The organism is Paenibacillus sp. CMM36 (assembly GCF_053570945.1).
The window spans coordinates 415,476-427,748 of sequence record NZ_JBSEDY010000002.1; the positions used below are offsets into that span (position 1 = coordinate 415,476).

The 12,273-nt window shown below is 46.4% G+C and carries 15 protein-coding genes; 9 read left to right on the top strand and 6 right to left on the bottom strand.

Annotation, left to right across the window (positions count from 1 at the left end):
- Positions 1-105: 105 nt before the first annotated feature.
- Both ACWA2B_RS05930 and ACWA2B_RS05935 read right to left on the bottom strand, forming a co-directional pair.
- Positions 106-879, bottom strand: a complete 774-nt coding sequence (locus ACWA2B_RS05930) for a class I SAM-dependent methyltransferase (RefSeq protein WP_318627724.1) — start codon at positions 877-879, stop codon at positions 106-108.
- 114 nt (positions 880-993) lie between these two features.
- A complete protein-coding gene (locus tag ACWA2B_RS05935; protein WP_069012219.1) occupies positions 994-1,335 on the bottom strand; it encodes a cupin domain-containing protein in 342 nt (113 codons plus the stop codon).
- A 247-nt stretch (positions 1,336-1,582) separates the two neighbouring features.
- Between ACWA2B_RS05935 and ACWA2B_RS05940 the strand changes: the two genes are divergently transcribed.
- The 4 genes from ACWA2B_RS05940 (at position 1,583) to ACWA2B_RS05955 (ending at position 4,987) form a co-directional block, all read left to right on the top strand.
- Entirely contained in the window at positions 1,583-2,818 is a 1,236-nt protein-coding gene (locus tag ACWA2B_RS05940; RefSeq protein ID WP_039271834.1) for an FprA family A-type flavoprotein, read from the top strand.
- A 36-nt stretch (positions 2,819-2,854) separates the two neighbouring features.
- Positions 2,855-4,048 carry an NAD(P)/FAD-dependent oxidoreductase gene (locus tag ACWA2B_RS05945; protein WP_165145776.1) on the top strand — a complete coding sequence of 398 codons (1,194 nt, stop codon included), beginning with the start codon at positions 2,855-2,857 and terminating at the stop codon, positions 4,046-4,048.
- A 2-nt stretch (positions 4,049-4,050) separates the two neighbouring features.
- The gene (gene rd, locus ACWA2B_RS05950; RefSeq protein ID WP_069012221.1) at positions 4,051-4,221 is read left to right on the top strand and encodes a rubredoxin; all 171 of its coding nucleotides are present in this window, start codon (positions 4,051-4,053) and stop codon (positions 4,219-4,221) included.
- A gap of 61 nt (positions 4,222-4,282) precedes the next feature.
- Positions 4,283-4,987 carry a Crp/Fnr family transcriptional regulator gene (locus ACWA2B_RS05955; protein ID WP_029518719.1) on the top strand — a complete coding sequence of 235 codons (705 nt, stop codon included), beginning with the start codon at positions 4,283-4,285 and terminating at the stop codon, positions 4,985-4,987.
- A gap of 132 nt (positions 4,988-5,119) precedes the next feature.
- Here the strand turns inward: ACWA2B_RS05955 and ACWA2B_RS05960 are convergent, their stop codons facing one another.
- Complete coding sequence (locus ACWA2B_RS05960; protein WP_449291798.1) at positions 5,120-6,937, bottom strand: glycosyltransferase 87 family protein; 1,818 nt, start codon at positions 6,935-6,937, stop codon at positions 5,120-5,122.
- A 99-nt stretch (positions 6,938-7,036) separates the two neighbouring features.
- Positions 7,037-7,747 (bottom strand): MBL fold metallo-hydrolase, encoded by a 711-nt coding sequence (locus ACWA2B_RS05965; protein WP_449291799.1) that lies wholly within the window; start codon positions 7,745-7,747, stop codon positions 7,037-7,039.
- A 179-nt stretch (positions 7,748-7,926) separates the two neighbouring features.
- Here ACWA2B_RS05965 and ACWA2B_RS05970 point away from each other — a divergent pair, with 179 nt between their 5' ends.
- Positions 7,927-8,148 (top strand): hypothetical protein, encoded by a 222-nt coding sequence (locus ACWA2B_RS05970; RefSeq protein ID WP_449291800.1) that lies wholly within the window; start codon positions 7,927-7,929, stop codon positions 8,146-8,148.
- Here ACWA2B_RS05970 and ACWA2B_RS05975 read toward each other — a convergent pair.
- The gene (locus ACWA2B_RS05975) at positions 8,123-8,764 is read right to left on the bottom strand and encodes an SDR family oxidoreductase (RefSeq protein ID WP_165145767.1); all 642 of its coding nucleotides are present in this window, start codon (positions 8,762-8,764) and stop codon (positions 8,123-8,125) included. The genes ACWA2B_RS05970 and ACWA2B_RS05975 overlap by 26 nt on opposite strands.
- Positions 8,765-8,864: 100 nt before the next feature.
- Positions 8,865-9,464 (bottom strand): TetR/AcrR family transcriptional regulator, encoded by a 600-nt coding sequence (locus ACWA2B_RS05980; RefSeq protein WP_449291801.1) that lies wholly within the window; start codon positions 9,462-9,464, stop codon positions 8,865-8,867.
- Positions 9,465-9,706: 242 nt separating this feature from the next.
- Here ACWA2B_RS05980 and ACWA2B_RS05985 point away from each other — a divergent pair, with 242 nt between their 5' ends.
- The 4 genes from ACWA2B_RS05985 (at position 9,707) to ACWA2B_RS06000 (ending at position 12,213) form a co-directional block, all read left to right on the top strand.
- A complete protein-coding gene (locus ACWA2B_RS05985) occupies positions 9,707-10,447 on the top strand; it encodes an ABC transporter ATP-binding protein (RefSeq protein WP_165145761.1) in 741 nt (246 codons plus the stop codon).
- The gene (locus ACWA2B_RS05990; RefSeq protein WP_029518725.1) at positions 10,444-11,205 is read left to right on the top strand and encodes an ABC transporter permease; all 762 of its coding nucleotides are present in this window, start codon (positions 10,444-10,446) and stop codon (positions 11,203-11,205) included. The genes ACWA2B_RS05985 and ACWA2B_RS05990 overlap by 4 nt, the downstream gene beginning before the upstream one ends.
- Before the next feature lie 123 nt (positions 11,206-11,328).
- On the top strand, positions 11,329-11,676 hold the full coding sequence (locus ACWA2B_RS05995; RefSeq protein ID WP_029518726.1) for a KGG domain-containing protein: 348 nt from the start codon (positions 11,329-11,331) through the stop codon (positions 11,674-11,676).
- A gap of 240 nt (positions 11,677-11,916) precedes the next feature.
- Positions 11,917-12,213, top strand: a complete 297-nt coding sequence (locus ACWA2B_RS06000; RefSeq protein WP_029518727.1) for a hypothetical protein — start codon at positions 11,917-11,919, stop codon at positions 12,211-12,213.
- The last annotated feature ends 60 nt before the right edge of the window (positions 12,214-12,273 follow it).

A 12,273-nucleotide genomic window follows, 5' to 3' on the forward strand; every position in this document is an offset into this window, starting at 1 on the left:
AAGCAGCAAATATACAAAAAGGAGACGAATCCCTGAATGGGGGGTCGTCTCCTTTTTTTGCTATTGCGTAAAAAGCTTTATTATTCTCTTATTCGTGAATTCAGGCTATCGCTCAGCGATGATACTGACCGCTTGCAGATGGTCGGCGTACTTTACAAACTGCTTGCGCATACCCATAACCCTTGTCCGGGCAGCATGGTTACGCATAAGGTTAAAGGTGATTTTTCCAAGTCTCAACCAGCCCTCGTCCTGAATGATACGTGGCAGATGCAATAAGTGCATGGGAACCGTATAGATTTTAACGACCTTAAAGCCTTCCTCTTTCAGCAACTGTTCCCACTCTGACACCGTCAACGGTGTCGCGTTAACTCGCATGGCTACAGCCAAGTCCTTGTAAATTTGCTTTCTGAGCGCAGGCTCAATATGGCTAGGAGCAAGGCACATCTCATGGATAGCAAACTTCCCGCCTACTTTCAAAAGCCGCCTGGCTTCCGAAATAATCTGCGCTTTCTTGGCCCTTGTGTGCATCGTCAGCATGGCTTCCCCATATACCACCGTCGCAGAGGCATCCGGCAACGGAACTTGTTCAGCATCGGCAATAATGACTTCCCGGTTTGCTCCGCTTGCAAACGTTTTTACGATAGAGGCCGCCTTCTCATTCTGTTCAATCGCAATATAACGGCGGGGATTAAGCTGTAGTGTGATTTGGGCAGTTATACCCAATCCGGGGGCAAACTCAATGACCTCATCCTGCCCGGTTACGTCAAGTCCCTCTATCATCCAACGTGTCGTTTTTAACCCTCCGGGCCTAAGCACGCGCTTACCGAGACTTGCTAATACCCAGTGCCCTGGCACCTGATTGTAATCTACTGTCTGCATTGGCCATTAACACCTCTTCTCAAAATTTGATAATGATATTCATTATCAATACGAGTGTAAAAAAAATAACCATTTTCTTTTTTTTATATGAGCATCTTGCTGCTATGTTCTCTTTTATATGTTTTGTGCATAGCTTTCACTTGGAGTTTGGGTCAACACTACATGCAGACTGGAATTCGTCTCTGAACCGCCACGATAGGAAAAGTGTTCATCGCCTGTAACATGAATGATATCCCCTTGGACAACTTCCGTTGCTTCGCCGTTCACAGTTACAGTACCGCTGCCTTCAAGAACAAGCAAATATACATTCGCTCCCGGGTGATTATGTGTTGGCAGCTCGGCATTAGGAGTAAAGTTGAGAATAAAAATTACATTGTCGGCTTCCTTATGCACAATTCGTTTTGTAAAGGCTGCTTCCTTATATTCCTGAAATTGAATGAGGTTTGATTTTTTCATATTGGTTCACGCTCCTGTTTGGAATTAAATTGCTTAAGATGGATTTATACCTTTATTGTATTGGATTATTTCGCTCGCCTTGTGATTGCAATCACAAAACTAAATTTAAGGAGGATTTTGCAAAATCCTAAAGTCAAAAATACTTTTGAAATATTTAAAAATTTGATTTCAATCATCTTTTTCATCGACACATCCAACTAGAATCGAATTGTGTTAGACAAACAAAAACAAGCAGGAGGTTGTTCCTATGAAACCAGGATTCCAACTGGCAAAGGATATTTATTGGGTAGGAAAAATTGATAATCGTGAGGTTCCCTTTCATCGTCTTCTACTATCTAAGGGCACAACCTATAATGCATATCTATTGAAAACCGGAAAACCAACCATTGTAGATACCGTAGATATGGCGTTCGGTAGAGAATTTGCAGAGGCTGTAGCCGAATTAATCGATCCATTGGATATTCAATATATTATCGTCAATCACACGGAACCAGATCACTCGGGCGGATTGGCGGCACTTGCCTCCAAGGCAACGAACGCTACGATCGTCTGCACGGAGATTGCCGTTCCGGAAATTCAACAAATGTACAAGCTTCAGCATCGCAACTTCCTCGTCATCAAGGATGGGGATCAACTGGACATTGGAGGCAAAACGCTGCTGTTCAAAGAAACACCTTACCTGCATACGGAAGAAACCATGATTACGTACTGTATAGAAGATAAAATCTTGTTCCCTTGCGATATTTTCAGTACACACGTGGCTGTAGAGCATCTATTTGCCGATGAGGCTGGTTTTGATATCACCGAGGACTTTGTCGGATACTATCAGGCTATTATTCATCCACATCGCAGATATGTGCGCACATTAATCGAAGCTGTTGCCGATCTGGATATTGAGATGATTGCACCTTCCCACGGCTTCGCAATCCGGCATGATATTGCCAAGTTTATCGATTTGTACGCCTCTATGAGTACAGAAACCAAGGAGGATAAAAAAGTAGCGATTGTCTATGCCACCCTAAAAAATAATACTAAAAAAATGGCAAACATTCTGAAAGACTGCTTTTTAGAGAACCAAATCAAGGTGGAGCTATGGGACGTGGATAAAGCCGATGAAACGGAAATATTGAATAGTATTGCCTCAGCGGATGCTGTTTTCGTCGGTAGCTCTACCAAATATGCTGATATGACGGGCAAATTGGAAGACCTATTGCAACAAATGCAAAAGATGAATCTGGAAGGTAAGCTGGCTGCTGCTTTTGGTTCCTACGGCTGGAGCGGGGAAGCCATTGAAGTCGTACAAGATTACTTGAACGGTACCAATATGAAGGTCCAAAGCACTTCAGATGTAATCAAATCAACAGGTATGACCCATGTGGAATTCCCGGTACGTATTCGTTTCTCTCCTACAGATGTTGAAAAAGTGAAAAAAATTAAAAATGCCGCTGAATTTGTCTCAGATCTACTGCTTAGTGTTATTTAAAACACAGTAGCATATAGCGAATAGGAGAGATACTGAATGGGTAACCAACATTACGTTATTATCGGAGGCAGTGTCGCCGCCGTCAACGCAGCAAAAGCGATTAGAGATCATGATGAGCTGGCTGAAATTTCTATTTACGGAGAGGAAGCATCCTTTCCGTACAACAGAGTCAAACTTTCCAAGGGACTGTTCACTGATTTGCACAGTGACAAAATCCTGATCAAAAAGGAAAAATGGTTTGCCAATCAACGAATTCATGTATATTCCGGCATCAAGGTAACCGAGATACATCCTGAGGATCGTACTATCCAAACCATAAATGGACAAACCGTTGCTTATGACAAGCTGCTGCTGTGTACAGGAGCTCACAACCGTAAGCTTGTGCTAGAGGGGGCTTCTCTAAGGAACGTTCACAATATCCGTTTTCGACAAGATGCAGATAGCCTTAAAGCGGAATTGCGACAGGGAGACCGGATATGCATCATCGGAGGCGGTATTCAAGGCGTGGAAACCGCCTGGTCCTTCCAGCAAGCAGGATATTCTGTAACCATACTGGAAGCTTCGCATCGGCTTATGCCCCGCCAGCTAGATGAAAAGGCCTCCGCTATTTTGACCGATCGAATAACCGAACGGGGTACTCAGGTACACCTTGGGCAAGGCGTAAAGCGTATTAAAGGCACAGATCACGTAGAAGGTGTGGAACTACAGGACGGCTCTGTTATCCCCTGCGAGCATGTCGTGTACTCTATCGGAATTGTACCTAATACGGAGCTTGCTCGCCAAATCGGCCTTGATATTGGACAAGGCATTCTGGTGAATGCGCAGATGGAGACCAGCTCCGCCAATATCTATGCAGCAGGTGATGCAGCCGAATTTCAGGGTAGAGTAGATGGGTTGTGGGAAAGCGCAATGGAGCAGGGAAAAATAGCAGGCGCCAATATGGCTGGCGCATCCGTCAGCTATCAGCGTCCCCTCCCTGTAACCCTGTCGAACTGCTACGAATCCCCTCTCTTTTCCATCGGTCTAGTAGATGAACAAGTCTGCGACACCAGCCTGATTACTAAAAATCAAGCTTCTTATACACGTATGTTCATACAAGACGGCTCTATCTGCGGCGTGATTGGCTTTGGGGATGCTCTTGCTTCACTACCCTACAAAACAGCTATCATGCAGGGACTCAAACCGGACGCACCAGAGCTTACAAAAATTTTGAATGACAAGGAGAACTAAAGATGAAAAAATATGTATGTCAACCCTGTGGATATATTTATGATCCTGCAATCGGCGACCCCGATGAAGACGTAATGCCAGGTACAGCGTTTGAGGATCTCCCAGAGGACTGGGTTTGTCCGGTCTGCGGTGAGGATCAAAGCCATTTTTCTCCAATAGATGATACAGAATAACAACCATGCGCTATAACCTGTAGTTTCCGGTTTATGAATGGAGTGAATGAATGTGAATGAGATGTCCTGCCCCTGCCAGTGCGAAAAGGAGCCCTGTGCCCGCAAAGTACCTATCTTTTCCTCTTTGTCCTGCGAAGATTTGTGTAAGGTCAGCTCCATGATCCGACACCGAAAATATCAGAAGGGTGAGGCCCTAATTATCGAGGAACAAGCATCCGATACGCTGTACATTATTAAAAGCGGGCATGTCAAGCTGCTGAAGATGACGCCTCAGGGTAAGGAGCAAATCCTGCACATTCTAACAACTGGCGATTTTTTTGGCGAGTTGAACATATTTAACAGCGATGAGCTGAGTAACTTTAGTGCGTATGCCTTAAAAGATACTGATATTTGTATGCTCACCAAGGATGATATGGAGCAGTTGATCCGCAACAATCCCGATATCTCTTTGAAGCTGCTCAAAACCATTACTAAACGCTTGGCACATACCGAGAATCTGGCTCAAAGCCTAGCTACCAAAGACCCGGAAATCCGTATCGCCTATATGATTCTTGAGCTTGGACATAAATACGGCAAGCCGGATGGCTCCAATATTAAAATAAATCTCCCCCTTTCACGCGAAGAAATGGCTAATTATGTGGGTGTCACCCGCGAAACCATCAGCCGTAAATTTGGAAAATTTGAACAGCTGGGGATTATTCATAGCAAGGGTACACGAGAGATTACCATCTGCGATGTACAAAAACTGAACGAATATATGGATTGAGACACATAGATACAATGTTACTCTAACATGAGGACAACAAAAAAACCGCTTCTTTAACTTATGGATTGCAGTTGATCTATCAACCACTTCCATTTCGTTAAAAGGCGGTTTTTTACCGTATTTTATACTCCACTAACGATCAATTGTCGTGTTCACGCCTTGGGAAGACGCTCCCCATGCAGGCCGCGCTGAGGGAACTTCTGGCGAAACTCTGTCTGTGGAAGGAGCAGTCTCAATCGTGGTCGATTTGGAGCAATCCCACACTACTTTGACCAAATACCCAAACAACAACACATTCAACAATGATGTCACACACAAAATAATACCGTATTGATCCCGAGAATTGGAGCTATAGAAGATATCAAAGGTATTCAGGAAAATCGTAAGACTGAATCCACCTGCAAGCCATAAAAATCTGCGGTCTCGCAAATACAGATACGCCAGTACAGCTAACGCCGCCGCAGGGAACAAGTACCGTTCATGCATGCTGGAAGCGAAGGTAAATACACCTGCAATGAGTACCAATGCAGCTGCCGCTGCAAATTGTGGTTTGCGACTGCGGATATACATCCACCACGTAAATAGAGTCACCAACACAATGCAGATCATACCCCACGTATGGTAACTGAACAGGAACAACGTTGTAGTGTCCTGCGTATAATTGCCACCAATCAGTGCAAAGAAATTATACGCGTTCACCGAAGCATACGGATACTCGCCGACCGTTCCCTTGTATAGGTCAAGCAGCCATAACGGCTCTTGCCCCCACGAGAATGGCAATATGACCAGAATGGTCGTCACAACAGCACCGCCCATGGACAACAGCCAAGGCTGTATTTTACGTTGTCTCAGCAGCTCAAAGAATAGAACAGGCCCATAAATAATTCCCTGCGGCTTCATCAATACGGCTAACGTAAACAATACGGCTGACCAGCCGACCCGGTTTTCCACAAGCAGCACAATCATGCCCACAATCAGCATAGTAAAGAAAGAATCTACCTGCCCCCAGAAGGTCGAATTGATAAATACAGCTGGGTTAAACACGTAAAATATAGCTAATCCCAGGCTTATTCCAAAGCCGACCCGTTTGCTTGCCAACCGATACAGCATGTACGCTGTCACAATATCGGCTAATATATTGGGAAGCCGCAGCAGTACGGACATATAGGGACTGAAAGCATCCGTAGAGCTGATTTGACCGATCACATATAAAATATAAATATAGAACGGAGGATAATCACTTGATCCGTTCGTGTAAAAGCCCGATAAGCTATCCGCTGCTGTCGTAGCCCAGTTCTGGAATAGCATTAAATCCATGTGACCCGAGATCCATGGGGCGATCGCCATTCTTAAAAAGAAACCCACACCCAGCACAGTCCACAGCATCAGTCCTCGATTACGTTCCCCGAGCTTCCATACACGAGCCCGAAACCGGTACGCGATAAACACGAACGCACCGAAGAACAAAGCGGCGAAAATCGCCAGCGGAGTCGCATAAGCAGATGAGGAACTCCCACTTCTTCCACCGCCCATACCACCGCCAGGACCGCCCATGCCCGTTCCAGATCCGTTACCAGACATGCCTCCGAGGCCTCTGTGCTGTCCGTCTCTGGCGGCACCACTGCTGTTCGATGCAGACGTATCCGTTCCAGCCGTTGTACCTTGGTCACCCGATGTCGATGTCCCCTCAGTGGATGAGTCGGAGTCGGTAGCTTGGCCTGTCGTTCCCTGGTTCTTGCTGTCAGATCTGTTCGCTGAATCCGGCTCCCTCATACCTCCGCCAGGTCCGCCTCCTCCCCCGAACCCGCCGGATGGGCCCTGCCTAACGGCCGCAGACTGGGACGCGGAGCTACCTGAATAACCCCATAACGAAACGACACTAGCGACAGCACACAATATGAGACTAAATAGAAGTATATATTTCAGACCGTTCGCTTTCCAAACGTTCAAATCCGATGCACCTCTCTCTGTTTCTATTTTCCCATATTGTATCTGCCTTAGCTTAGGACTTTGTGAGTTCTGGCTGAATGTTGGCTGAATACGGAATCATCACACTGAAGATTGTCGTTCCATCTCCATAATCGCCCTTTCCAGCTGAGATTGTGGATGCTTCAGCATGTTGCCGTGACCGACAGCTAATAAAGATGGATCGAAACTCGCCAGCTTTTTGGCGCTTTTCAGCGAAATTTCCTTGTTCCAGGTAGCCAGTGCCGGAAAAGGAAACAGCGGTTTAAGCCTTCCCGATACCGCTATACCTCCTCGGGTCTGAATGGCGTCGCCTGCAATTAACGCTCGGGTACGAGTATCCAAAAATGCCATCGAACCCAGCGTATGTCCTGGTGCGCTGATCGCCAACAGCGAACCTACATGATCCCCATCCTCCAGTAAAACGTCAGGCTGGGTAAGGATATGCTTCGGTACATCGCCCCGAATTAGAGTATCCGGTTCCCCTGCCTCCAACGATACATCGCCCTGTAGCAGCGGTGCGTCCCGCCTTGAAATGAATACTTGCGCGTCAGGATACCTTGCCTTCAGCTTATCCAACGCACCCACATGATCCCCATGGGCATGGGTAAGTACAATTCGAATAATCGGCTGCCCGATCCGCGCCGCAGCCTGCTCTATACCACGGGTACTGTATGGCAATCCGGCATCTACTAAGGTGAGCCCCTCTTTCTCCTCCACCAAATAACAGTTCACCGGGAACAGCCGGGGCATAAACGTCAATTGATACAGATGCTGTACCTGAACAATACGCATTTCAGCTCATCTCCTTGTCTTCATCACAAACTAATTATATTAGTATTATAATTAATATAATTAGTTTTAAGCAACTGTTTTTGCTGCTATTCAGCCGGAGTTGGAGCTTGGGACTACTACGGGGACGATCACACTGAGAAAAACAGCAAAAAAGCATCCCCGGAACTCTGCCTCCGTGGATGCCTCTCAAAGCAAAAATTAGTCTTAGATACGAATCTTCCTGCACGCTCCCTTTGCCCAGTCTTGGGAATGGTGATATCGAGATGTCAGGAGATCCAGATATCATTGCAGAAACTTGGTACAACTTATACGAGAAAAAAGACAGCTTTGAAGAAACATTCCCAAAAGAAATGGATCCAACAACTTCATCCGTAATTACAGCCGGATTGCCTCAGCAATAGGCGTACTGCCAGACACCAGATTAATTGAACGATGATACGTCTGCTGTTCCTCCAGCACTGCTATGACCACTGCCGCCACATCTTCACGGGAAATGGTGTGGCTGGTGAAATCCTCACCGGTAGCAACTTTGCCGGTGCCCACATCATCCGTCAGGCCACCCGGACGAAGAATCGTGTAGTCCAGGTTGCTCGCTTCTAACAGGCGGTCAGCGTAATGCTTCGCCACATAATATGGTTTAATGGATTCGGGCCACTGCTCCCGTTTCTCCGCATGTAGGGCGCTGACCATAACGAAGCGTTGGATACCTGCTTGTTCGGCGGCTTCCATCGCCTTGACTGCTCCATCCAGGTCGATGAGCAGCGTTTTATCCGCTCCTGTTTTTCCACCGGAGCCTGCCGTGAATACGATAGCATCGCTACCTTTTATAGCTTCGGCAATTTCACCAACCGTCCCTTCGAGGTCAGCTACCACCGTTTCTGCTCCCAAACGTTCAAGCGCTTCAGCCTGATCCGAATGGCGGATCAACGCCTTTACACGATGCGATTTATTTTGCCCCAGTAGACGAACAAGATGTCTGCCTACTTTTCCATTTGCGCCAATCACCAGTACGTTCACTCATATCCCCCCTGTATTCAGAGTCTCTCATCTACATTATACAGATGTATTTTACCCTTCGGGTCTGCGACGCAATCATGTTAGCTGCATCAGGTTGAAATCAGACTTCTTTGGTCAGCTCACCATCTCGTTCTTGCTGCACACGTAGACCTGCCAAAAAGGTAGCCATCATCACCTCTATGCTCCGATCCACCTCCACAGGCAAACCAAACCCGCCCTTTTGTTCAAGCGAGGCAAATCCATGAAGCAGGCTACGGAATCCCCTCGCTGCATGAATGCAATCTTCTTCCTTAAAGCCATAACCACTGGACAGGACGGTAATGACCAGCTCGGCCACGCGATCCGCAGCCTGCCTCATTTCGGTATCATTTCGATCAGTTGCATACTGCATCGCTTCATACAAACCGGGTCGCTTGCGAGCATACCGCATATACGCCTTCCCCATAGCGGTTAGCGCATCTGCGCCCGCTCTACCAACTGCTGCGCTCATCAAAGCTTCCTCCAACTGTTCGAGACTGTGCAATGCCAGTACTTGGCGCAGTCCGTTCAATCCGTCCACGTGGTTATACAAGGACGGAGGGCGAATGTGCAACTTTTGCGCCAGCGTGGTGAGCGTGACATCCCCCATCCCTTGTTCATTGGCAATGTCCTCGGCAGCCCGCAGAATATCTTGCAGCTTTACTCCGTTTCTAGGCGACATCATCCAGCCTCCTTTCATCGAATTTCTATGTAATTCGGTTCCTTATACATATACAGAATCGATCCAGATTCTATTTTAACTAATCCTGTTAGTTTATACAAAGAAAATGCCGTTTACCGCAGCCAACCTGCATCGAATCTTTACAGAAGAGCATAGCAGTCATTACTGATATAATAAAAAATAAGATCATAGAACGGATCTGATACCTTTCTCGATCCCCTACAAAGGAGCTAGCTATATCTATGGAACCCAAACCACTTCCAGCTATTGAATTTAACCACATCATCAAATATTTCACCGGGTCTGGACAACAACGTGCGGTTCTGAACGGGATTACCGCAAAAGTTTCCCCCGGCAAAATCACCACGTTGGTCGGTCCATCGGGGTCTGGTAAAAGCACGTTGCTTTCACTGTGTAACCTCCTAATGACACCGGATGAAGGGGAAATCCGTGTCCTCGGCAAACCTATATCGGAGTGGGAGATCCCTGAACTGAGACGGAAAGTCGCATTGGTTTTTCAGGATGCCCCCATGCTTCAGGGAACTGTCCTGTACAATCTCCAAACCGTAGAACGGCTGCACGGTACAGTTCTGGATGATCCTGCCAGCCTGTTGGAACGCGTAGGGCTCACCCGCGACCTGTTGGAACAGAAGGCGCAGGAACTGTCTGGCGGACAAAGACAACGCTTGGCCTTGGCGCGGACGCTTGCGAACCGCCCGGATATTTTACTGCTGGATGAGATTACTTCTGCACTGGACCCTGCCTCGGTCAAAGAGGTTGAGGAACTGCTGCTACAAATGAACAAAGAAGAGGGAACAACGATGATCTGGATTACGCATCATATGGAACAAGCCCGCCGGATAGGCCACGAAACATGGCTGATGATCGACGGAAGACTGATAGAACAAGCGGATACGGAAACGTTTTTTAATGCTCCACAGCATAGTGAGACCCGCAAGTTTGTAGCAGGAGAATGGGTATGACGATTGTTGCCTTGATTCTCTCTCTCGGTTTTGTATTTATCGCCATTGTCATGTCCAAATCCTTCAAACTCGGTCTGGACCGAGACATGATCATCGCCACGATCAGAGCGTCCGTTCAACTGCTGGCGATTGGATATGTATTGCATTTGATTTTTGGGATGCAAAGCTACGGATTTATCGTATTATTCATTCTGCTCATGATTACCGTAGCCTCACAAAATGTTGCGCGCAAAGGACGATTTATCCCCGGTCTCATGTGGAAGTCATTCCTGACTTTGCTGTGTGTGGAAATCGTTACACAGACATTCCTCATTGGCCTGCATATTATTCCGGCGACAGCCCGATATATGATTCCGATTAGCGGTATGATCATTGGCAGCTCCATGATTTTGTCCAGTCTGCTGGTATCCCGGCTCAAGTCGGAAGTCCTGCTGCGCAAGCCTGAAATCATGCTCATTCTGGCACTAGGCGGCACGCCTAGACAAGCCATCTTCCCTATACTCAAGGATTGCATACGTTCCAGTATGATCCCAACCATTGAGGGGCAGAAAACGCTGGGGCTTGTCCAGCTTCCCGGCATGATGACCGGACAAATCATCGCAGGTGCCAATCCGATTGCCGCTGTGCGTTTGCAATTGCTCATCGTATTTACCACCATGACCTCTGCTATTTTGACCAGCGTGCTGCTCAGCCTGTTCATTTATCCGGCATTATTTAACCGCCAGCAACAACTGCACACCGAAGCATGGGAACGCTAATCAGGTGAATATCCCCAGTTATCTGCTATTTGGCAAAATAAAAGGGACATGTTTAATTCCTGACACAAAGGTTAATAGATACACGTACCCGCTTTACTAAAATTCGATGAGGAGTGATTGAACATGGCTAACAACAACCAAAATGGCAAAATGAGTCGCGAAGAAGCAGGACGTCTAGGTGGAGAAGCTACTGCTAAAAATCACGACAAAGAATTTTACCAAGAGATTGGCGAAAAAGGTGGCGAGGCCACTTCCAAAAATCATGGCAAGGACTTCTACCAGGAAATTGGTGAAAAAGGCGGCGAAGCCACTTCCAAAAACCATGACAAGGAATTCTATCAGGAAATCGGACGCAAGGGCGGCGAAGCCCGTGGCAATTCAGACCAAAGTGATAGCGACGGGAAAATGAGCAGGGAAGAAGCAGGCCGCAAAGGCGGCGAGGCTCGCGCACGCCAACGTAAAAATAATTGACAATAAAGCTATGCCGTCGGTGCATTCCTATGAAGAGGCACAGACTGCGTATAAACACAAAGTAAGTTGACGTTTATGTTATAAAAGCCTATCTGCCGGAAGAACGGCAGATAGGCTTTTTGTGTAAAAGTTACTTTCAACATCGGATCATACACCATACAATATACATAAACAGGTTAAATAACCAATCATACATATTTTATTACAACTGAAAGAATGGATTATGGGAGGTTGGTGCGAATGTTGATTACAAAAAATAAAACGGCTGCAACTATTTTAAAAATTATATTTTTTTCACTAATTTTCAGCTGGATTTATTATTATTCAGGTCATCACTCGACAGAAATCGCTAAGCTAGTTAAAACTACAGATGATTACTTGGTCATACAGAGAGATACTTTTAACGGAGGTGGATATAAAGAATTATATATTTCCTCAAAGTCCGCGATCCCTCCTCTGGTTATAGGCAAACAATATTATTTCGTGTCTGATCAAAGGTACTTTCAACACCCATATATCCGCTATGTAGAGGAGTAAAGCAGAACAAGAGAAAAAAACACATGCAACTCAAGTCAAATATTCCTGCATTCCGGCTGT

What these genes read in the sequence shown, in the direction of transcription:
- ACWA2B_RS05930 (WP_318627724.1), bottom strand. Translation starts at nt 879, where the DNA reads ATGCAGACAGTAGATTACAATCAGGTGCCAGGGCACTGGGTATTAGCA.
- ACWA2B_RS05935 (WP_069012219.1), bottom strand. Translation starts at nt 1,335, where the DNA reads ATGAAAAAATCAAACCTCATTCAATTTCAGGAATATAAGGAAGCAGCC.
- ACWA2B_RS05940 (WP_039271834.1), top strand. Translation starts at nt 1,583, where the DNA reads ATGAAACCAGGATTCCAACTGGCAAAGGATATTTATTGGGTAGGAAAA.
- ACWA2B_RS05945 (WP_165145776.1), top strand. Translation starts at nt 2,855, where the DNA reads ATGGGTAACCAACATTACGTTATTATCGGAGGCAGTGTCGCCGCCGTC.
- rd (WP_069012221.1), top strand. Translation starts at nt 4,051, where the DNA reads ATGAAAAAATATGTATGTCAACCCTGTGGATATATTTATGATCCTGCA.
- ACWA2B_RS05955 (WP_029518719.1), top strand. Translation starts at nt 4,283, where the DNA reads ATGTCCTGCCCCTGCCAGTGCGAAAAGGAGCCCTGTGCCCGCAAAGTA.
- ACWA2B_RS05965 (WP_449291799.1), bottom strand. Translation starts at nt 7,747, where the DNA reads ATGCGTATTGTTCAGGTACAGCATCTGTATCAATTGACGTTTATGCCC.
- ACWA2B_RS05970 (WP_449291800.1), top strand. Translation starts at nt 7,927, where the DNA reads ATGCCTCTCAAAGCAAAAATTAGTCTTAGATACGAATCTTCCTGCACG.
- ACWA2B_RS05980 (WP_449291801.1), bottom strand. Translation starts at nt 9,464, where the DNA reads ATGTCGCCTAGAAACGGAGTAAAGCTGCAAGATATTCTGCGGGCTGCC.
- ACWA2B_RS05985 (WP_165145761.1), top strand. Translation starts at nt 9,707, where the DNA reads ATGGAACCCAAACCACTTCCAGCTATTGAATTTAACCACATCATCAAA.
- ACWA2B_RS05990 (WP_029518725.1), top strand. Translation starts at nt 10,444, where the DNA reads ATGACGATTGTTGCCTTGATTCTCTCTCTCGGTTTTGTATTTATCGCC.
- ACWA2B_RS05995 (WP_029518726.1), top strand. Translation starts at nt 11,329, where the DNA reads ATGGCTAACAACAACCAAAATGGCAAAATGAGTCGCGAAGAAGCAGGA.
- ACWA2B_RS06000 (WP_029518727.1), top strand. Translation starts at nt 11,917, where the DNA reads ATGTTGATTACAAAAAATAAAACGGCTGCAACTATTTTAAAAATTATA.